We start from the raw sequence: 20,350 nt of genomic DNA on the forward strand, positions 1-20,350 counted from the left end.
TATGTACCCTTTTTGTTCACATCAAGGGGTATGGCGGTACGCAAGCGCCGTTCGCGTACCGCCAAACCGTCAGAGAGCCTCCAGCAGGCGCTCCGCGCTCGAAAGATCGGCTTTGCCCGGCTGGTCCTCGACCGCGAGCTGCGTGACCGTCATGTCGTCGAGCACCATCGCGTAGCGCTTCGACCGGATGCCGAGCCCGCCGGCGGAGGCGTCGAGCTCCAGGCCGATCGCCTTGGCGAAATCCGCGCTGCCATCTGACAGGAACTCGATCTTGCCCTTGGCGCCGGTTGCGTTCGCCCAGGCGTCCATCACGAACGGGTCGTTGACTGCGGTCACTGCGACGACCTCGACGCCCTTGGCCGCAAGCGCGTCCATGTTGTTGAGGTAACCCGGCAGGTGGTTCTTGTGGCAGGTCGGCGTGAAAGCGCCCGGAACTGCGAACAGCACGGCTTTTTTCCCGCCGAAAATTTCGTCCGCCATGACGGTTTCGGGGCCGTTCGGCCCGAGGCGGCGGAAGGTGGTGTTCGGCAGCCTATCGCCGACTTTGATCGTCATGGCCGTCTCCTGAGGATCGCGAAGCCGCCGTCGCGGCCTCCAAGAAGTTCGCGAGACTTAGGACCTCGGCTTTATGGCGTCGAGGGGCACGCGCGTCTCGATCGCCTTGCCGGCGGCCACGAGCGTAAGACGAAGGCCCGTTGCGGGCGGATCCGGCTCGTCCAGAGGGATTCGGAACGCCGCGCGCCCCGAGGCTGGCTTCTCTATCAACTCGGGCGCCGCGACATACGCGCCGTCGCCAGTTTCGGCGAACAGCTGCGGCGCGCCGCCGCCTTCAGGAGCGGCGACCTCTATCCGCAGCGCCGGCGCATCGGCCTCAGGGATCTGGGTGACGGAGGCGATCGCGACCGACGCCTTCGCGCCGAGCGGCTCCAAAACGGGAAGTTCGGCGGCGGCCGCCCGAACTTCCTCAAGCGCTGGCCCCGGCTTGGCGCCATCCGGGGCGAGCTCGAGCTGCGCCTCGGCATGCGTCGGCACGCAGATCCGTTCGCAGACGCCGTAATCCGCCACCAGGCGAAGCGTCACCGGCGCAGCCGGGTCTCGAGGCACGATACGGACCGGCAGCGTCACGGCGCCATGGTAGACATTCGTCACCCCGTCCTCGTCCGTGTTCCGTTCGGGAGCCGGATAGGAGATCGAGGCGGACTCCAGATTATCCGACCCGGAAAAGTCGAACCTCGGGGGAACGCCGCTCGCCCCGGGCTGGCGCCAGTAGGTTTTCCAGCCCGGATCAAGCGTGATCTGCACCGCCGCCAGACGAGCCCCGTCTCCCGGGCCGCCGTCGACGAGCCGGAGGCGCGCGCCTGTATCGCCGATCCATGGCGAGGCGGGTTCGGCCAGCGCGGGCGCGGCGATGAGCGAAAAGGCGAGGGGCAGGAGGAGACTTCGGAACATGTCGCCCCAAATTAGGTTGTTGTGCGCGGGCGCCAACTCACGGCCTCGCGACGAAGGTTCGACATAGCGGCGCCGCGTCGCGGGTTCGCCTGCCTTTCAAAAGCTCCAGAGGCCACTTACTCTTCGCCAATGCCGCAGATGCTCCGACGACATCAGGCCAACCGCACCGACGCCTCGGGCTATCTCGACGGCCAGGTGCTGGTCGCTATGCCGACGCTGGCGGACGACCGCTTCGCCCGCACGGTGATCTATGTCTGCGCCCATTCGGCCGAAGGCGCGATGGGCATCGTGGTCAACAAGCCCGCGCCGCACATCAGCTTCCCTGACCTGCTGGTGCAGCTCGACATCATCAGCGCCGGCGAAGAGATCCGGCTGCCTGAGAAGGCCGGCGCGATCCAGATCCTGCGCGGCGGGCCTGTCGAGTCCGGCCGGGGTTTCGTGCTGCATTCCGCCGACTTCATGATCGAGGATTCGACGCTTCCGATCGACGACGGGATTTGTCTCACCGCCACCCTCGACATCCTGAAGGCGATCGCGCGCGGCGACGGTCCGGAGCGGGCGCTGCTCGCGCTCGGCTATGCGGGCTGGGCGCCGGGCCAGCTCGAAACCGAGATCCAGGCGAATGGCTGGCTCAATTGCCCGGCGGATCGCGCGCTGGTGTTCGGTGAGGACACCGACACGAAATATGAGCGTGCGCTTGCGAAGATCGGCATCGATCTCGCCAAGCTCGCCCCGGAAGCCGGCCACGCCTGAACGCGTTCAGGACCCCGATCGATCAGATCGGCTGTCCCTCGACCTTCAGCGACAGATCGTCCACCCGCTTTTTGAGGCCCTCGATCTGCGGATAGATCGCGAGCACGTGGCGGTAGGCTGCGAGCGCCTTGGCGTCGAGATCGGAATCTTCGAGGATGCGGCCGAGGCCGAGCCAGGCGCCGAAATGACGCGGCTCGCGGGCCAGCGTCTGCCGGATGTCCAGCATCGCCGCGTCGTAGTCCTTCGCCATGAAGTGCAGGGTCGCCCGGCGATTCCAGCCCTCCGCGAAGTCGGGCTTCAGGCTCACGACCTCGTCCATGAGCTTGATGGCGACATCGAGCTTCGACTGACGCTGCGCCTGGGTCGAGCGCGTGAGAAGGAGGTCGATCGTGTCGCTGCCGGAACGTCGCCACAGGGCCTGCACGGCCGCCGCGATGCGCTTTGCGGTCCGTGGTTCGTCGGCTTTTGCGAGTTGGACGAGCAGTTCGTCCAGCGCCTGACCCTGAACCGCGCGATCACGCGGCTCCGGCGCAGCGGGCGCGGCCGGAGCGAGCGATTCGGGGGGATCTGAAGGCGCGAGCTCAGGTTCGGCCGCGAAAGCGGCTCCGAGCTGAAGAAGCAGGAGGCTGACGGCAAGTCCGCATCGGATCATGCCGTCGAGCTTACCGTGCGATCAGGCCGCGTCAAAGCGGCCGCACGATCAGCCCTGGCGCGCCTTGTAGCGCTTCTGCGTCTTGTTGATGATGTAGACGCGGCCCTTGCGGCGGACGATGCGGTTGTCGCGATGCCGGTTGCGCAGCGACTTGAGCGAGTTGCGGATCTTCATCGGTCAGTCCTCAAGACGCCGGCCGCGCTGCAGCGCCTTGCGTCATAGAATGGCAAAAGCGGCGGGACGAGCCGCCGCGTTCGGGCGGGTTCTAGAGAAGGTCGCGGAATTTTGCAAGACGCCGCCGGAGGGCGAGGACAGGGTCGGCGGCCGGCGGCCGGCGCATTCGCGCAGCCGCCGACCGCGCCGCGCTACACGATGCTGAAGTCCCCATTGGTCAGCGCGAGCCCCGTGCCGAGCGTCGCGAACTGCACCGCCGCATAGGTCCCGCCCGTCCCGTCGCGGTCGAAGAACAGCGCCCCGGTGGTGCTGTTGTAGATGATGCGGTCCGAGGCGTCGTGCGCGGCCGCGCCGATGTAGAAGGCCCCAGCCGCGAGCGGGCCGACGGCGAGCCCCGTGAAGACCGAATCGTCGAGGCGTATCGTGTCATCGACGACCGTGAAGTCGGTGATCCGATCGACATTGCCCGCCCCGAGGGCCGAGCCGAACAGGAAGTAATCGGCCCCGCCGCCGCCGGTCATCGTGTCAGCTCCGGCGCCGCCGTTGAGCTGGTTGCTTCCGGCATTGCCGGTAAGATGGTTCGCCACCGTGTTGCCCACCCCGTTGACGTTGGCTGAGCCGGTCAGCACCAGGTTTTCGACGTTCGCCCCGAGCGTGTAGGCGATTGAACTTCTGACCGTGTCGGTTCCGGCGCCCGCCGCCTCGGTGACCTGATCGCCGGCGTCGTCCACCAGATATGTGTCGTTCCCGACGCCTCCAGCCATGCTGTCGGCGCCGGTTCCGCCGTCGAGCGTGTCATTGCCTTCCTGCCCGAGCAGCCGGTTGCCGATCGCATCGCCGGTCAGCGCGTCGTTGTGAGACGAGCCTGACAGGTTCTCGAACTCCTGGAAGGTATCGCCCTCGGCGTCGCCGCCGCTTGCGGCGCCGGTCAGGAGATTCACCGTCACGCCTGCGCTCGAACCGGCGTAATTGAGCGTGTCGCTGCCGACGTCGCCCCACAGCACGTCACCGCCCACGCCGCCATTTACGGTGTCGTCGCCGATTCCGCCGCTCAGCCAGTTGATGCGGCCGTCGCCGACCAGGACGTCGTTGTAGTCGGAGCCGAACACGTCTTCGACGAAGCGGAGACTGTCGCCCTGGGCGGACCCGCCGGTGTTCACGTTCGTTCGAAGGTTGACGCGAACGGCCTCGGCGCTGGCGTCGTAGCTCACGCCGTCCTCACCGGCCCCACCGTCGAAGGTCTCCAGGTATGTCGACGCGGAGAGGAAATCGTCTCCGGCTTCCCCATAGATCAGAGCCGCCGGACCATCTGCGGCCGCAGACGATCTTGCGTTGTTCATGTTCGGTCCAGAAAATACGTCGTCCCCGATTCCGCCGTGGAGGGAGCAATTTCCGCCGTCGAAGCTGATCTCGTCGTCGCCGGCGTCGCCGTTCACGAAATAATTATCTCCGTACACATAGATCGTGTCTTCTCCGCCGCCGCCATAGATTGTCCCCGAAGCAATTTGGCTGGCGGAGATATAGTCGTCTCCCGCATCTCCAGTTATGTAGTCGGACCCATAGGCTGAGGTGATCTGGTCGTCTCCTGATCCGCCACTCAGGGTGCAGTTCAGGCCGTAATCGGTGATGATGTCATCACCGGTCTCGCCATACACGTGGTTGTCCCCGCCGTCATCGTACAGATAATCGGCGCCGTCGCGACCGAAGAGATAGTCATTGTCAGCGCCGCCGTTTAGGCTGTCGGCCAGATATCCTCCGTAGAGAAAGTCGTTCCCTTCAGCTCCGCTGTAATTGTTTGATTGATCATTCTCGCCAAGAGTGGCGGCATTGATCGTGTCGGACCCGACGCCGCCTATATGGACAGCCATGTCTGTTCCTCCCAAACCCGGACGGACCGATGGGGAGGCGCTCGTCTCGCCGGCAACGGCGCGAGCGCTTCAACGCAACGCCCCACAAGCGGGACCCGGACTGCGTTGCGCCGGAACCGGGGCGCACGGCGCGCGTGCGGCGTTCAGGCGGAAGGGCGTCGCCCTCCGGCGGCGATATTATCGCTGAGAGCCCGGACCAGACACTTGGGTGTTCTGCGTATGCGGTCAGAGGCGTTCAGATTTCGCCGCCGGCTTCCGCGAGGCGGAGGAGGTATGCGCCGTAAGCGGTTTTTTCGAACAGCCGGCCCCGCGCTTCGAGCGCCGCGAGATCGATGAAGCCGTTCTGAAACGCGATCTCCTCGAGGCAGGCGATCGCCAGCCCCTGCCGGCGCTGCAGGGTGCGGACGAATTCGCCGGCCTCCAGCAGGCTGTCATGCGTGCCGGTGTCGAGCCACGCGGCGCCCCGGCCGAGCCGCTCGACGGTGAGTTGGCCACGCGCCAGGTAGGCCTTGTTGACGTCGGTGATCTCCAGTTCGCCGCGCGCCGAGGGACGCAACCCGGCAGCGATGTCGAGCACCTGGTTGTCGTAGAAATAGAGCCCGGTCACCGCCCAGTTCGAGCGCGGCGCCTTCGGCTTCTCGACGATGTCCACGACCTCGTCGGCCGGCCCCATCTCCACCACGCCGTACCGTTCCGGCTGATCGACGTGATAGGCGAAGATCGTCGCGCCGCGCCGCCGCCCGACGATCGCCTGGAGCTGCTCGCGCAGATTCGCGCTGAAGAAGATGTTGTCGCCGAGCACCAGCGCCGCGCAGTCGTCGCCGATGAAGTCGCGGCCGATGATGAAGGCCTGCGCGATGCCCTCCGGGCGCGGCTGCTCGGCGTAGCTCAGCTGGATGCCGTAGGCTTCGCCGTTCCCGAGCAGCCTGCGGTAGCTTTCGAGCGACTCCGGCGAGGAGATCAGCAGGATCTCCCGAATGCCGGCCAGCAGCAGCACTGAGAGCGGATAGTAGATCATCGGCTTGTCGTAGACGGGCAGCAGCTGCTTGTTCACCGCGAGCGTCGCCGGATGCAGCCTGGTGCCGGCGCCGCCGGCGAGCACGATGCCCTTCACGCCTCGTCTCCGATGATGTCGCCGACGAGGCCCGGAAGCGCCTCGATCCAGGGTCGCGGCCTGATCCCGTAATCCTGTTCCAGTCGCCGCGTCGAGAGCAGCGAATGCGCCGGCCTGGCCGCCGCCGCCCCGTACGCCGCGCTCGTCACCGCCGCGAGCCGCGGCGCCGGCAGACCTTGCCGCACGCCTTCCGCGAAGATTGCGGCCGCGAAGCCATGCCAGGTCGTGGGGCCGTGGTTTGCGAAGTGAAAGACGCCGGAAGGCGCCGAGCGATCCGACGTCATCCGCAGGACGATGGCCGCAAGAGCCGTCGCGAGGTGCGCCGCGATCGTCGGCGCGCCGCGCTGGTCCGTCACCACGCGCACGATGTCTTGCCGGCGGGCGAGCCCCAGCATCGTCCGGACGAAGTTCGTCCCATCGCGGCCGACGAGCCATGACGCCCGCACCACGGCTGAGCGTGGCGCCCGAAGCGCCGCAAGTTCTCCGGCGGCCTTGCTGGCGCCGTAGACATTCAGCGGGCTGACGGAGTCGTCGATCTCGTAGGGGCGCGGCGAGGCGCCATCGAACACGTAATCCGTCGAGACATGCAGCAGCGCAGCGTCCGTCTGACGCGCGGCGTCGGCCAGAACCGCAGGGATCTGGGCGTTGGCGGCGAAGGCGGCCGCAATCTCGCTCTCCGCCCGATCGACCGCCGTATAAGCGGCAGCGTTCACGATGGCGGCGACGCTGTTTTTGCGCAGAAAAGCCGCCACGGCGGCGAGGTCCAAAAGGTTGAGTTCCTCCCGGGCGGGGGCGAACAGGCGGACCTCTTCGGGCCAAGGGTGGCGGCGAAGCGCGGAGCCCAGCTGGCCGCGGCCGCCCGTAATCAGGATCGCGGTCACCGAAGCCCCCTGCGCGCGAGCGCGTCGCCGCCGGCCTCGGCCCGCTTCAGCAGCGGCTCCCACCAGTCACGATTCGCGAGATACCAGCGCACCGTCTTCTCGAGCCCGCTCTCGAAGCTTTCGCGCGGACGCCAGCCGAGCTCCCGCTCGATCCTGGTAGGATCGATCGCATAGCGCGCGTCGTGTCCCGGCCGGTCCTCGACGAAGCGGATGAGGTCACGGCGGCTGTGCCCGAGGGGCGGCGCCAAGGCGTCGAGCAGGTCGCAGACCGCCTCCACCACGGCGATGTTGGTCCGCTCGCAGCGCGCCCCGACATTGTAGGTCTCGCCTGGGAGGCCGCGCTCCAGCGCCAGGATGAGAGCTTCCGCGTGATCCTCGACGTAGAGCCAGTCGCGCACATTCGCGCCCGATCCGTAGACCGGCAGTTCGGAGCCTTCGAGCCCGCGCAGGATCATCAGCGGGATCATCTTCTCCGGGAAATGATAGGGGCCGAAATTGTTGGAGCAGTTGGTGACGAGCGTCGGCAGCCCGAAGGTCTCGCGCCACGCCCGCACCAGATGGTCGGCGCCGGCCTTGGAGGCCGAATAGGGCGAGCTCGGCCGATAGGGCGTCGTCTCCTGGAAGAGACCTTCCGGGCCGAGCGAGCCGAACACCTCGTCGGTCGAGACGTGCAGCAGCCGGAAGGCTGCGCGCTCGGCGGGCTCGAGTCCGCGGAAGTGACGCAGCGCCTCCTCCAGCAGCACGAAGGTCCCGACCATATTGGTCTCGACGAAAGCTTTCGGGCCGTCGATCGAGCGGTCGACATGGGTCTCGGCCGCAAGGTGCATCACCGCGGTCGGTCGATGGCGCTCGAACACATGGCGCATCGCTGCGGCGTCGCGGATGTCGGTCTTCTCAAAAGCGTAGCGCGGGTTCTCCACAGCCCCCGGCAGCGATGCGAGGTTCGCCGCATAGGTGAGCGCATCGACATTGACGACCGAAGCCTCGGTCGTGTCGAGCAGCCGCCGCACCACGGCCGAACCGATGAAGCCGGCGCCGCCCGTGACGAGGATCCGGGCGTCCTTGAGGCGAGGCGGCATCGGCTGCGGATCCCGGGAGGTTTTCAGAAGAGATCGCGCGCGTCGGCGAGCAGCGGCGCGCGCAGGTCCTTGTCGGAGAGCCGCGCCTCGGCCGGCGCGACCGGCCATTCGATGCCGAGCGCCGGGTCCGCCCAGAAAATCGCGCGCTCGCGCTCCGGCGCATAATAGCTCGTGACAGCGTAAAGCACCTCGGTCTCCGGCTCGAGGGTGCAAAAACCATGCGCGAAGCCCGGCGGAATGTGCAGCTCCGCGCCCGAGGCGGCGGTGAGCGTCACCGCGACATGCCGTCCGAAGGTCGGCGAGTTCCGCCTCAGATCGACCGCCACGTCGAACACCGCGCCGCGCAGGACGCAGACGAGCTTGCCCTGCGCTGCGGGCGCGAGCTGGTAATGCAGGCCCCGCACGGTCCCAGCGGCCGCGGAGCGCGACCGGTTGGTCTGCACGAAGTCGACGAGAAGCCCTTCCGCCTCGAAGGCCGAGCGCCGGAAACTCTCGAAGAAGCTGCCGCGCGCGTCCGGAACGAGACGCGGGCGTATTTCGACCACGCCGTCTATCGCGTGCCGGACGAATTCCATCGGCCTCTCCGTCAGGGGCTTCGACCCGCTAAGCCGGAACGGCCGAAGAAGCAATCGGGCCCAGCGCAGGTTCGGCCGCCGGGCCGCCGATGGGTAGTGTCTCGGTTTGAGTTTTAATGCCGCTTGATCGTCATAGTGGTTCATTCTCTACGCCGTAGCGCCCCGCTCGCCTCACGGCTGAGAGCTTGACCGGGAACCTTGCGACCTCGCCGTCATCGTCCTCAGTGATCGAGACGACGCGGACAGGGGGCGGCTCGCGGCGAGCTCCGGGCCTCCGCGCACGCGGCCTGAGACTCGGTCGCCTTCAACATGGGCGGGGCTGATAGCCCCGGTTCAAAGCTCGCGGCGTAGCTCGGCAAGGCTGCGGCTCCCAAGGGAGGAGCTCGGCGTGGCGGGAGTACTACCGCGCGTCCCGCCAGTCGCCAGAGAGACACGTCCTCTCTCTCGCCGATCGGCAACCGTACCAAAGATTTCCAAGTGGCCAAATCGCCTGAGTCCCTAGCCAATTCCAGCGCCCGAAATTCAAACTAGACACCACCTGCCGAGGGGCCGGTTGACTCCCTTCCTGAGAGGATTCCATAAGAACAAAACAGGAACTTTCATGTGGCGGAGCGGCATGGGCGCGGCGGAGGAGACGCTGGGCGCGCTGCGGAGCGCGCTCGCCCGGATCGAGGCCGAAGCCGGACGGCCGCCGGGAAGCGGAGGCCGTGTCGCGCTCGGGGTCGGGCCGGTGGACGAGGTTCTCGGCGGGGGGCTGAGGCGCGGCGCGCTGCATGTGGTGACGGCGGCGTCGGCCGCCGCGGCGGCGGCCGCGAGCGGGTTCGCCGCCGGGCTTGCGGCGCTGGCGATCGGCGAGGGGAGGGCGGTGTTATGGATCCGGCAGGACATGGCGGGGCGCGAGAGCGGCGAACCCTGGCCGCCCGGCCTTGCGGAGCTCGGCCTCGACCCGGCCCGCATCGTGCTGCTCCGGGCGCCGGACGCGGGCGCCGCGCTCAAGGCGGCGGAAGCGGGGCTCGGCTGCCGCGCCTTGGCCGCCGCCTTGATCGAGCCTTACGGGGCCTTCAGCCGGTTCGACCTTGTGGCGGGCCGCAGGCTCGCGCTTGCCGCCGGCCGGTCCGGGGTCATGGCGCTGCTGCTGCGGACCGACAGCTCCGGCTCCGCGCCGGCCGGGCTTTCGGCCGCCGAAACGCGCTGGCGGGTGGCGCCGCTCGCCGCCCCGGCACTCGAGGATTGGGGGCGTCCTTGCGCCACGGTGGAGCTTGTCCGCAACCGGCTCGGCGCGCTCGGCCGCTGGCCGCTGGAATGGGCGGCCGATGACGGCCGCTTCCGCCTCCTCAAGCCCGACGCCGCTTTGGCGGATGACGCCGGCCGTCGATCCGTCGGCGCGGGGCCGGCGCATCCTGGCGCTCGCCCTGCCGACCTTGTCGATCGACCGGGTACGGCGGCGGGAGGCGCTTTCCGGCGGCGCGCCGGATGAGCGCCCGCTGGCGATCGTCGAACGCGCGGGCGGATTGCTGCGCCTCGTCGCGGTCGACGCCCGGGCCGCCGCATCCGGCTGCGTCGCCGGGACGGCGCTCACCCAGGCGCGCTCCGTCTGCCCCGAACTGCGCGTCGAACCCGCCGATCCGCGGGAGGACGCCGCCCTGCTCGGCGCCGTCGCGGACTGGTGCGACCGCTACACGCCGCTCGTCGCGCTTGATCCCCCCTCCGGACTGACGCTCGACATCTCGGGCTGCGCGCATTTTTTTGGCGGCGAGGCGGCGCTTGCGGAAGATCTCGTCGCCGGTCTTCAGCGCCAGGGGATTGCGGCCCGCGCCGCGGTGGCGAGCGCGGCAGGGCCGGCGCGGGCGCTCGCCTGGTTCTCACAAGGGGGCGTCGCGCCGCCGGACGGCGAGGCTGCGCTCGTCTCAGGCCTGCCGATCGCGGCGCTCGGGCTGGACGAATCTGCGCGCCTCGGCCTCGTCCGCGCCGGCCTGAAGACGGTCGGCGCCGTCGCCGGGCGCAGCCGGAGCGAACTCGCCGCCCGCTTCGGCGCAAGGCTGGTCGCGATCCTGGACGATGCGCTCGGGCGCACCGAGGCGCCGATTTCGCCGCGCCGCCCGGTTCCCGTGCGCCTGGTCGAGCAGCGCTTCGCGGAACCGCTCTCCAGCGCCGAGGCTGCGCTCGCAGTCCTGCGCGCGCTCGCCGGCGCGCTCGCCGCCCGGCTCGAGGCGGCGGGCGAGGGGGTGCGCGCCGCCGAGGCCGCTTTCTTCCGCGCCGACGGCAAGGTGGCGCGCATCGCGCTCGGGGTGGGAGCGCCGACGCGCGACCCGGACCTGCTGCTGCGCCTGTTCCGTGAGCGTCTCGACGCGCTGGCGGACCCGCTGGATCCGGGCTTCGGCTTCGATCTCATGCGGCTCTCCGCGCTCGCCGTCGAGCCGCTGACGCCGCGCCCGCAGGGATTTGATCCGGGAGAGCGCCAGGAGGGGGAACTCGCAGAGCTGATCGACCGGCTCTCCGCCCGTCATGGTCGGCGACGCGTGCTGCGCTTCCTGCCGGGCGACGCGCACCGGCCGGAAGCCGAGGCCGCGCTGCGCCCGGCGCAGGACGTTCGCGAGGCGGTCGCCTGGCCTGAACGCCCTACGGGCGAGCCGCCGCGCCGGCCGCTGCGCATGTTCTCGCGGCCCGAGCCCGTCGATGTGCTGGCCGAGGTGCCGGACGGGCCGCCGCTGCGCTTCGTCTGGCGGCGCGCGACCCACCATGTCGTGCGCGCCGAAGGGCCGGAGCGCATCGCGCTCGAATGGTGGCGGCACGACGAGGCGCCGCTGACACGCGACTATTTTCGCGTGGAGGATTCCGCGGGCGCGCGCTTCTGGCTGTTCCGCGACGGCTTGTTCGGCCGCGAGGTCCGGCATCCGCGCTGGTTCGTGCACGGTCTCTTCGCATGACCGCGCGGTTTGCGGAGCTCGCGGCCATGACCGCCTTCTCCTTTCTCCACGCCGGGTCGCGGCCGGAGGAATATGTCGTGGCGGCGAGCCTCTATGGCCTGGAGGGGATCGGGATCGCCGACCGCAATACGGTCTCGGGGGTGGTGCGGGCTTACGCGACGCTGACCAATCCCGATTTGCCGCGGCCGGTGAAGCTGCTGCCGGGCGCCCGGCTCGTGTTTTCCGATGGAACGCCCGACGTGGTGGTCCACCCCTCCGACCGCGACGCCTGGGGGCGGCTCTGCCGGCTGCTGTCTCTCGGCAAGCTGCGGGCGAAGAAGGGCGAATGCCGGCTCGGCCTGCCGGATCTGCTGGCTTGGGGCGAGGGGCTGAACGCCATCGTCATGCCGCCCGAAAGGCCAGGCGCAGAGACGAGCGCGGCGCTCGAGGCGCTTCAGGGCGCTTTTCCGGGCGCGGTCTGGCTCGGCGCGACGATGCCGCGGCGCGGCGACGACGCGCGCCGGCTGAAGCGGCTGAGACGTCTCGCCGGCCGCTGTGGCGTCCCGCTGATCGCGACCAACGAGCCGCTCTACCACACGCCTGAGCGCCGGGCTTTGCAGGACGTCGTGACCTGCATACGCGAAGGCCTGACGCTGGAGACGGCCGGCCGCATCCTCGAAGCCAACGCCGAACGCCACCTCAAGCCGGCAGCCGAGATGGAGCGTCTGTTCCGCGAGGCGCCGGAGGCGGTGACGGAGACGCTGCGCTTCGCCGGCCGGATCGTCTTCAGTCTCGATGATCTGAAATACAATTATCCGAGCGAGCCCATCCCTCCCGGCAAAACCCCGCACGGCCATCTGCGGGATCTCGTCCGTGAGGGCGTGAAGCGCTTCTACCCGCAGGGCGCGCCGCGCAAGGTGGAGAAGCTCGTCTCCAAGGAGCTCGCCTTCATCAAGCGCGAGAGCTACGCGCACTACTTCCTGACGGTGCACGACATCGTCGCCTACGCGCAGTCGCGCGGCATTCTGTGCCAGGGCCGCGGTTCGGCCGCGAATTCCGCCGTCTGCTACGTGCTCGGCGTCACCGCCGTCGATCCCGCGGAGACCGACGTGCTGTTCGAGCGCTTCCTCTCGAAGGAACGGTCCGAGCCGCCGGACATCGACGTCGATTTCGAGCACGAGCGGCGCGAGGAGGTCATCCAGTACATCTATGGGCGCTACGGCCGGCATCGCGCCGCGTTGGCCGCGACGGTGATCCACTACAAGCCGCGCAGCGCCATCCGCGAGGTCGGCAAGGTATTCGGGCTGAGCGAGGACATCGCCGCCGCGCTCGCCGGCACGGTCTGGGGCAGCTGGGGCTCCGGCCTCGATGAGGTTCATGTGCGCCAGGCGGGCCTCGATCCTGAAAATCCCTATCTCAAGCGCGCCGTCGCAATCGCCTCCGAACTGGTCGGCTTTCCGCGGCATCTCTCCCAGCATGTCGGCGGCTTCGTGCTGACCCAGGACCGGCTGGACGAGATCGTCCCGGTCGGCCCCGCCGCGATGCCGGACCGCTCCTTCATCGAGTGGGACAAGGACGACATCGACGCGCTCAAGATCATGAAGGTCGACGTGCTGGCGCTCGGCATGCTGACCTGCATCCGCAAGGCTTTCGACCTGATCCGCGCGCATGGCGGCGAGGATCTGTCGCTCGCCTCCATCCCGACTGAAGACGACGTCTACGCGATGCTGTCGCGCGGCGACTCGCTCGGCGTGTTCCAGGTCGAAAGTCGGGCGCAGATGAACATGCTGCCGCGGCTGCGGCCGAAGGAGTTCTACGACCTCGTCATCGAGGTCGCGATCGTCCGGCCGGGTCCGATCCAGGGCGACATGGTGCACCCCTATCTGGCGCAGCGGGCGAAGGATCCCGCGAGCATCGTCTATCCCGGTCCGGCGCCGGAACATGGCGAGAAGGACGAGCTGAAGAAGGTGCTGGAGAAGACGCTCGGCGTGCCGCTGTTCCAGGAGCAGGCCATGCGGATCGCCATGGTGGCCGCGAAGTTCTCCGGCGAGGAGGCCAACGCGCTGCGCCGCTCGATGGCGACCTTCCGCAACCGTGGCGGCGTCGACGTGTTTCGCGACAAGATGGTCGGGCGGATGATCGCGCGCGGCTACGATCCCGAATTCGCCAACCGCTGCTTCAAGCAGATCGAGGGGTTCGGCTCCTACGGTTTTCCGGAGAGCCACGCCGCGAGCTTCGCAAAGCTGGTCTATGTCTCGTCCTGGCTCAAATGCCGCCATCCGGCGGCGTTCGCCTGCGCGCTGCTCAATTCGCAGCCGATGGGATTCTACGCGCCGGCCGAGATCGTCCGCGACGCCCGCGAGCACGGCGTCGAGGCGCGCGGCGCGGATGTGGCGGTCAGCTTTTGGGACAACACGCTGGAGCGTCGCCCGGACGGCGCGCTGCGCATCCGCCTCGGCTTCCGGCAGATCGACGGCTTTCGCCAGGATTGGGCGGATGCGCTCGTCGCAGCCCGCTCAGGCCTCTTTGGCTCGATCGAGGAGCTGCGCCGCCGGGCGCGGCTGCCGAAGGCGGCGCTCGTGAAACTCGCCGACGCCGACGCCTTCCGCTCCATGAAGCTCGACCGCCGCACTGCGCTGTGGGACGTGCGCCGCCTGCCGGACGACGTCGCCCTGCCGCTGTTCGAGGCGGCGGACGCCGCCGACCATGCCTCCGAGACCGGGACGCCGCTGCCCGTCATGCCGCTGTCGGAGCATGTCGTGGCCGACTACCAGACCACGCGGCTGTCGCTCAAAGGCCATCCGATGCAGTTTTTGCGCGCGCTGTTCTCGGGCGAAGGCGCGGCGAGCTGCGCCGAGGTCCGCGCGGCGCGCGACGGGCGCCGCCTGAAGGCCGCCGGCGTCGTGCTGGTGCGGCAGAAGCCCGGCAGCGCCAAGGGCGTGGTGTTCATGACCATCGCGGACGAGACCGGGATCGCCAACGCGGTGATCTGGCCGACCATCATGGGGCGCTTCCGCAAGGAGGTGATGGGTTCGCGGCTGGTGCTGATCGAGGGACGGGTGCAGCGCAGCCCGGAGGGCGTCGTGCATCTCGTGGCGGAAAACCTGGTCGACCGCACTTACGAGTTCAGCCGGCTGTCGGAGCGCGAGCTCAAGCCGCAGCTCTCCAACGCCGACGAGTTCCTGCACCCCCAGATGGAACGTGGCGCGCGGCCCCAGATCCACCCGCGCGAGGTGCGCATCATGCCGAAATCACGGGATTTCCACTGAGGACGAGCAAGGCCGCTTGGCGCGCCGCCGGGATTCGATCTAGCGTCGCTCCCCGAGCGGGCGCCACTCGGGAGGACGTCGATGTACAAGTTCGAGATCTACAAGGACAACAAGGGCGAGTATCGCTTCCGCTTCAAGGCCTCGAACGGCGAGACGATGTTCGTCTCCGAAGGCTATGAGGCCAAGGCCTCGGCGCTGAAGGCGATCGAGTCGATCAAGAAGAACGCGCCGGCGGCCCCCGTGAACGATTCCACGACGGCGGTGGCCTGACAGCGAACGATCGGACCTGCTGAACGCGAGGCGGCGATCCCAACCTTTTACGAGTTCTTCGCAGGCGGCGGCATGGCGCGAGCCGGCCTCGGGCCTGGCTGGCGCTGCCTGTTCGCCAACGATCTCAGCCCCAAGAAGGCTGCGGCCTACCGCGCGAACTGGGGCGGCGACGACCTTTGGGTCGGCGACGTCCACGCCGTCACGCCGGCGATGCTGCCCGGCCGCGCCGACCTCGCCTGGGGCTCCTTTCCCTGCCAGGACCTTTCTCTTGCGGGGGCCGGCGCCGGCCTTTCGGGCGGGCGGTCGGGCGCCTTCTGGGGGTTTTGGAACGCGCTCCTCGCATTGAAGAGCCAAGGCCGCGCGCCGCGGGCGCTGGTGCTCGAAAATGTCGTCGGAACGCTCACCTCCCGCGGCGGCAGGGACTTCGCGGCGATCGGCGCGGCGCTGGCGGGGGCCGGCTACCGGTTCGGCGCGATGGTGATCGACGCCGCGCTGTTCCTGCCGCAGTCGCGGCCGCGCCTGTTCATTCTCGCCGTCGACGCTGACGTCGACCTGCCGCCGCATATCACCGCTCCCGCGCCATCGTCGCCCTGGCATCCGAAGGCGCTTCTTGCGGCGCATGCCGCGCTCGACGAAGAGGCCGCGGCCCGCTGGATCTGGTGGCGGCTCGCCGCGCCGCGCGCCAATGTCCCGCGCCTCGCCGACCTCGTCGAGGAGGAGCCGCTCGGCGTGCGCTGGCATGATCCCCAGGAGACCGAAGCGCTGCTCGCCCTGATGGCGCCGCTGCACCGCGAGCGGATCCGGACGATCGCCGCCTCCGGCGACCGGCGCGTCGGGTCGGTCTACAAGCGCATCCGCAGCGACCGGAACGGTGTCAAGGCGCAGCGCGCCGAGGCGCGCTTCGACGACCGCGCCGGCTGTCTTCGGACGCCCGCCGGCGGCTCCAGCCGGCAGACGCTGATCCTCGTCGAAGGCGAACACATCCGCAGCCGGCTGATCTCGCCGCGCGAGGCGGCGCGGCTGATGGGTCTCGACGACGGCTACCGCCTGCCGCCAAGCTACAACGACGCCTACCGGCTCGCCGGCGACGGCGTCGCTGTGCCGGTCGTGCGGTTCCTCGCCGCCGGGCTGCTGGAGCCGCTGCTCTGCGGAAGCCTCGTCGCGCAGGCCGCGGGATGATCGTACCGCCCTCGGCGGCGCGCTCCGCGGTCATGCGCGCCGTAAAGGGGCGCGACACCGGACCCGAGATGCTGGTGCGCCGTCTGGCGCATGCGCTCGGCTACCGGTTCCGGCTGCACCGCAAGGACCTGCCAGGCAATCCGGACCTGGTCTTCCCGGCGCGCCGCAAGGCGATCTTCGTGCATGGCTGCTTCTGGCACGGCCATGACTGCGCCCGCGGCGCGCGCATGCCGAAGGCCAACGCTGCATATTGGAGCGCCAAAATCGCCCGCAACGTCGCGCGCGACGCCCGCGTTCTCGCCGAACTCCGCGCGCTCGGCTGGGACCCGCTGGTGCTCTGGGAGTGCGAGCTGAAAGACCGTGCGGGCCTGCCGGTCAGGCTGCGCCAGCATCTTGGCGAGCCGACCACGACTTTGATCGATCGCTGAAACCAAACGTAAGCCGATCCGCTCCATTGTGCCGGCAGGCGCCGGAAAGGGGCGCGGTCCGCATTCGCCGTGAGAGGAGCATCCGCCGTGGGTTCTGACCAAGCTTCCGTGGCCGCCGTCAATCCCGGACCGACCGACGCAAGCGAGGATGAGCGCCTGGCGGCGCTGGCGCATTACGACGTGCTCGACACGCCGAGCGAGGAGGCGTTCGACCGGGTCACGCGGCTCGCGGCCAAGATCTTCAACGTCCCCATGGCCATGGTGTCGCTGATCGACGGCCACCGGCAGTGGTTCAAGTCGCGCCGCGGGCTGCACCTGCAGGAGACTCCGAAGGGCGACGCGTTCTGCAGCGTCACCGTGCGCGAGGGCGCGCCGCTTGTGATCCCGGACGCCGCCGTCGATCCGCGCTTCGCCGCGAATCCTTATGTCGTCGGCGACCCGCACGTCCGCTTCTACGCCGGCGCGCCGCTTCGGACGCCCGAAGGTCACGTCATCGGCACGTTGTGCATTCTGGACCGTGAGGCGCGCAGCTTCGACGCGGAGCAGGTCGCCATTCTGGTCGACCTCGCGCAGATCGTCATGGAAGGGCTCGAGCTTCGCCTGCTCGCCAACACCGACGCGCTGACCGGCGCGCTGTCCCGCCGCGCCTTCCGCGACGAGGCCACGCGGGCGCTGCATCTCGCCGCCCGCCACCGCAACGAGATCAGCCTGATCGTCCTCGACCTCGACCGCTTCAAGCAGGTCAACGACACCTTCGGACACGCGATCGGCGACGCGGTGCTGGTGCGCAGCGTCGCGGCCTGCCTCGGACAGCTGCGCAAGTCCGACGTGATCGGCAGGCTGGGGGGCGAGGAGTTCGCGGTGCTGCTGCCCCAGACCGGCGGGCGCGCCGCGCTCGACGTCGCGGACCGGCTGCGGCTCGCGATCGCGGCCGAGGCCCACGCCACGCCTGAGGGCCAGCTGAAGGTCACCGCGAGTCTCGGCGTCGTCGCGGCCGAGCCGGGCGCGACCGACATCGACCTCCTGCTGCGCGAGGCCGACGCCGCGGTCTACCGCGCCAAGGCCGAGGGCCGCGACCGCTGCGTCATGGGGCGCTCCACGACGCGCGAAAAGCCCGGGCGGCGGCGCGTGTTCAAGGGCGGCCGCATCCTGTTCAACAAGCGCGCCTCGACCATGGACTGCACGGTGCGCTCGATGTCGCCGACCGGCGCGGGGCTCGACGTCTCGAGCGCTCTCGGTCTGCCGGAGCGCTTCGACCTCGCGATCGAGGCCGACCAGACCATCCGCCCCTGCCGGATCGTCGAGATCGCCGGGCGGCACGTGGAGGTCGAATTCGCCTGAGGCGTCACTCGTCCATCTTCAGGGCGGCGATGAAGGCCTCCTGCGGGATCTCGACGCGGCCGAACTGGCGCAGCTTCTTCTTGCCGGCCTTCTGCTTGTCGAGCAGCTTGCGCTTGCGGCTGGCGTCGCCGCCATAGCACTTGGCCGTGACGTCCTTCCTGAGCGCCCGGATGGTCTCGCGCGCGATGATCTTGCCGCCGAGCGCCGCCTGCACCGGGATCACGAACAGATGCGGTGGGATCAGCTCCTTGAGCTTCTCGCACATCACCCGCCCGCGGGCCTCGGCGCGGGTGCGGTGCACCAGCATCGAGAGCGCGTCGACCGGCTCGCCGTTCACCAGGATCGACATCTTCACCAGATCGCCCGGCCGGTAGTCGGTGATGTGGTAGTCGAACGAGGCGTAGCCCTTCGAGATCGACTTCAGCCGGTCGTAGAAGTCGAACACCACCTCGTTGAGCGGCAGGTCGTAGACCACCATGGCGCGCTTGCCGACATAGTTGAGGTCGATCTGCACGCCGCGGCGGTCCTGGCAGAGCTTCAGCACCGCGCCGAGATAATCGTCGGGGGTGAGGATCGTGGCGCGGATCCAGGGCTCCGCGATCTCCTCGATCTTGACGACATCCGGCATGTCGGCCGGGTTGTGCAGCTCGATCTCGGAGCCGTCCGTCATCCGGATCTTGTAGACGACCGAGGGCGCGGTCGCGATCAGGTCGAGATTGAACTCGCGCTCCAGCCGCTCCTGGATGATCTCGAGGTGCAGCAGCCCGAGGAAGCCGCAGCGGAAGCCGAAGCCGAGCGCCGCGGAGGTCTCCATCTCGTAGGTGAAGCTCGCGTCGTTGAGGCGGAGCTTGCCCATCGCGGCGCGCAGGTCCTCGAAGTCGGCGGCGTCGACCGGGAACAGGCCGCAGAACACCACCGGCTGGGCCGGGCGGAAGCCCGGCAGCATGTCCTTGGTCTGCCGCTTGTCCTCGGTGATGGTGTCGCCGACGCGGGTGTCTGCGACCTCCTTGATCGAGCCGGTCAGAAACCCGATTTCGCCGACGCCGAGCTCGGCGACATCCGTCATCTTGGGCGTGAACACGCCGACCTTGTCGACGTCATAGGTTGCGCCGGTGCCCATCAGGCGGATCTTCATGCCCTTGCGGAGTGCGCCGTCGACCACGCGCACCAGCACCACGACGCCCAGATAGGTGTCGTACCAGCTGTCCACGAGCATCGCCTTGAGCGGCGCCTCGCGGTCGCCCTTGGGCGGCGGCAGCCGGTTCACGATCGCCTCGAGCACGAGGTCGATGCCGAGGCCGGTCTTGGCCGAGATCGGCACGGCGTCGGAGGCGTCGAGGCCGATGACCTCCTCGATCTGCTCCTTCACCCGCTCCGGCTCGGCCGCCGGCAGGTCGATCTTGTTCAGGACCGGCACGATCTCATGGCCGTTGTCGAGCGCCTGGTAGACGTTGGCGAGCGTCTGGGCCTCGACGCCCTGGGAGGCGTCCACCACCAGCAACGACCCTTCGCAGGCGGCGAGACTGCGCGAAACCTCATAGGCGAAGTCGACGTGGCCGGGCGTGTCCATCAGGTTGAGGACGTATGTCTTGCCGTCCTTTGCCACATAATTCAGGCGCACCGTCTGCGCCTTGATGGTGATGCCGCGCTCCTTCTCGATGTCCATCGAGTCGAGCACCTGCTCGGTCATCTCGCGGGCCTGCAGCCCGCCGGTCACCTGGATCAGGCGGTCAGCGAGCGTGGACTTCCCATGGTCGATGTGAGCGACGATCGAGAAGTTGCGGATGTTGGTCTGGGGCGCTGCGGTCATGGCGCGGCGGATAGCAGGGGGCGGCCGCAACGGCAAGGAGATCAGGGCCCGCGCCGCTCGCCTCAGCCTTCGGCGGCGGCCCTCAGCGTCGCGATGTCGAGCTTCACCATCCCCAACACGGCCGCCATCACGCGCGGGCCCTTGGCCGGATCGGCGAGCCAGTCCAGAACCCCGGCCGGAAACACCTGCCAGGGAAAGCCGTAGCGGTCGATCAGCCAGCCGCATTGCTGCGGCCTGCCGCCGCCCTCGATCAGCGCGTCCCACAGCCGGTCGATTTCGGCCTGAGTCTCGAGCGCGAGCGCGAAGGAGATCGCATGCGGATGCGCCGCAGCCGGCGCGCCGCCATTGAGCGCCATGTGGGGCCGGCCCGCGAGCGTGAACTCGACGACCAGCGTCGAGCCGGACGGGCCGCCCGGCGTGTCCATCGGGCTGCGCATCACGCGGTCGATCCGGCTGTCGGGCAGCAGGCCGGTATAGAAGCGGGCGGCCTCTTCGGCTTGGTCGACGAACCACAGGCAGGGCACGATCGTGGGGGTCATTCCGGCGTTCTCCTCAGCAGGACGTTCGCGCCAAGGACGATTCGCGGCGCACGGACCCGACAC

General features: G+C 69.0%; 19 protein-coding genes. 8 read left to right on the forward strand and 11 right to left on the reverse strand.

The genetic code is table 11. The annotated features are described in order from the left end of the window. Nucleotides 1-69 precede the first annotated feature (69 nt). Both VM780_RS09155 and VM780_RS09160 read right to left on the reverse strand, forming a co-directional pair. Nucleotides 70-555, reverse strand: coding sequence for a peroxiredoxin (locus VM780_RS09155; protein ID WP_325446960.1), 486 nt, complete (start codon nt 553-555; stop codon nt 70-72). A 57-nt stretch (nt 556-612) separates the two neighbouring features. Further along, a complete protein-coding gene (locus tag VM780_RS09160) occupies nt 613-1,449 on the reverse strand; it encodes a protein-disulfide reductase DsbD domain-containing protein (RefSeq protein ID WP_325446961.1) in 837 nt (278 codons plus the stop codon). Between the two features lie 129 nt (nt 1,450-1,578). Here VM780_RS09160 and VM780_RS09165 point away from each other — a divergent pair, with 129 nt between their 5' ends. After that, entirely contained in the window at nt 1,579-2,202 is a 624-nt protein-coding gene (locus VM780_RS09165) for a YqgE/AlgH family protein (RefSeq protein ID WP_325446962.1), read from the forward strand. Nucleotides 2,203-2,224: 22 nt separating this feature from the next. Here the strand turns inward: VM780_RS09165 and VM780_RS09170 are convergent, their stop codons facing one another. From VM780_RS09170 to rfbC, 7 genes are all read right to left on the reverse strand, one after another. Then, nucleotides 2,225-2,854 (reverse strand): tetratricopeptide repeat protein, encoded by a 630-nt coding sequence (locus tag VM780_RS09170; RefSeq protein WP_325446963.1) that lies wholly within the window; start codon nt 2,852-2,854, stop codon nt 2,225-2,227. A 48-nt stretch (nt 2,855-2,902) separates the two neighbouring features. Beyond that, nucleotides 2,903-3,028 (reverse strand): type B 50S ribosomal protein L36, encoded by a 126-nt coding sequence (gene ykgO, locus VM780_RS09175; RefSeq protein WP_020186918.1) that lies wholly within the window; start codon nt 3,026-3,028, stop codon nt 2,903-2,905. A gap of 191 nt (nt 3,029-3,219) precedes the next feature. Beyond that, nucleotides 3,220-4,896 (reverse strand): calcium-binding protein, encoded by a 1,677-nt coding sequence (locus VM780_RS09180; protein ID WP_325446964.1) that lies wholly within the window; start codon nt 4,894-4,896, stop codon nt 3,220-3,222. A gap of 235 nt (nt 4,897-5,131) precedes the next feature. Beyond that, entirely contained in the window at nt 5,132-6,010 is an 879-nt protein-coding gene (gene rfbA / locus VM780_RS09185; RefSeq protein WP_325446965.1) for a glucose-1-phosphate thymidylyltransferase RfbA, read from the reverse strand. After that, complete coding sequence (gene rfbD, locus VM780_RS09190; protein ID WP_325446966.1) at nt 6,007-6,891, reverse strand: dTDP-4-dehydrorhamnose reductase; 885 nt, start codon at nt 6,889-6,891, stop codon at nt 6,007-6,009. The genes rfbA and rfbD overlap by 4 nt, the downstream gene beginning before the upstream one ends. Beyond that, on the reverse strand, nt 6,888-7,970 hold the full coding sequence (gene rfbB, locus VM780_RS09195) for a dTDP-glucose 4,6-dehydratase (RefSeq protein ID WP_325446967.1): 1,083 nt from the start codon (nt 7,968-7,970) through the stop codon (nt 6,888-6,890). Before rfbB ends, rfbD begins: the two co-directional genes overlap by 4 nt. A gap of 23 nt (nt 7,971-7,993) precedes the next feature. Continuing rightward, a complete protein-coding gene (gene rfbC, locus VM780_RS09200) occupies nt 7,994-8,545 on the reverse strand; it encodes a dTDP-4-dehydrorhamnose 3,5-epimerase (RefSeq protein ID WP_325446968.1) in 552 nt (183 codons plus the stop codon). 601 nt (nt 8,546-9,146) lie between these two features. Here rfbC and VM780_RS09205 point away from each other — a divergent pair. The 7 genes from VM780_RS09205 (at nt 9,147) to VM780_RS09235 (ending at nt 17,938) form a co-directional block, all read left to right on the forward strand. Continuing rightward, nucleotides 9,147-10,022, forward strand: coding sequence for a DNA repair protein (locus VM780_RS09205; RefSeq protein WP_325446969.1), 876 nt, complete (start codon nt 9,147-9,149; stop codon nt 10,020-10,022). Further along, complete coding sequence (locus tag VM780_RS09210; protein WP_325446970.1) at nt 9,904-11,472, forward strand: DNA polymerase Y family protein; 1,569 nt, start codon at nt 9,904-9,906, stop codon at nt 11,470-11,472. Before VM780_RS09205 ends, VM780_RS09210 begins: the two co-directional genes overlap by 119 nt. Next, on the forward strand, nt 11,469-14,720 hold the full coding sequence (locus VM780_RS09215; RefSeq protein ID WP_325446971.1) for an error-prone DNA polymerase: 3,252 nt from the start codon (nt 11,469-11,471) through the stop codon (nt 14,718-14,720). Before VM780_RS09210 ends, VM780_RS09215 begins: the two co-directional genes overlap by 4 nt. Before the next feature lie 81 nt (nt 14,721-14,801). Then, nucleotides 14,802-14,990 carry a YegP family protein gene (locus VM780_RS09220; protein WP_325446972.1) on the forward strand — a complete coding sequence of 63 codons (189 nt, stop codon included), beginning with the start codon at nt 14,802-14,804 and terminating at the stop codon, nt 14,988-14,990. A gap of 36 nt (nt 14,991-15,026) precedes the next feature. Further along, the gene (locus VM780_RS09225) at nt 15,027-16,169 is read left to right on the forward strand and encodes a DNA cytosine methyltransferase (RefSeq protein WP_325447012.1); all 1,143 of its coding nucleotides are present in this window, start codon (nt 15,027-15,029) and stop codon (nt 16,167-16,169) included. Next, nucleotides 16,166-16,597: a very short patch repair endonuclease gene (locus tag VM780_RS09230; protein WP_325446973.1), complete on the forward strand. Its 432-nt coding sequence runs from the start codon at nt 16,166-16,168 to the stop codon at nt 16,595-16,597. Before VM780_RS09225 ends, VM780_RS09230 begins: the two co-directional genes overlap by 4 nt. A gap of 87 nt (nt 16,598-16,684) precedes the next feature. Then, nucleotides 16,685-17,938: a sensor domain-containing diguanylate cyclase gene (locus VM780_RS09235; protein WP_325446974.1), complete on the forward strand. Its 1,254-nt coding sequence runs from the start codon at nt 16,685-16,687 to the stop codon at nt 17,936-17,938. A 4-nt stretch (nt 17,939-17,942) separates the two neighbouring features. On the opposite strand, the gene lepA is transcribed toward VM780_RS09235, so the two are convergent. Next, nucleotides 17,943-19,748: a translation elongation factor 4 gene (gene lepA / locus VM780_RS09240; protein WP_325446975.1), complete on the reverse strand. Its 1,806-nt coding sequence runs from the start codon at nt 19,746-19,748 to the stop codon at nt 17,943-17,945. A 62-nt stretch (nt 19,749-19,810) separates the two neighbouring features. After that, nucleotides 19,811-20,287 (reverse strand): VOC family protein, encoded by a 477-nt coding sequence (locus tag VM780_RS09245; RefSeq protein ID WP_325446976.1) that lies wholly within the window; start codon nt 20,285-20,287, stop codon nt 19,811-19,813. Nucleotides 20,288-20,350 lie beyond the last annotated feature (63 nt).

It is taken from the genome of Hansschlegelia sp., assembly GCF_035538955.1.
Taxonomy (GTDB): Bacteria; Pseudomonadota; Alphaproteobacteria; order Rhizobiales; family Methylopilaceae; genus Methylopila.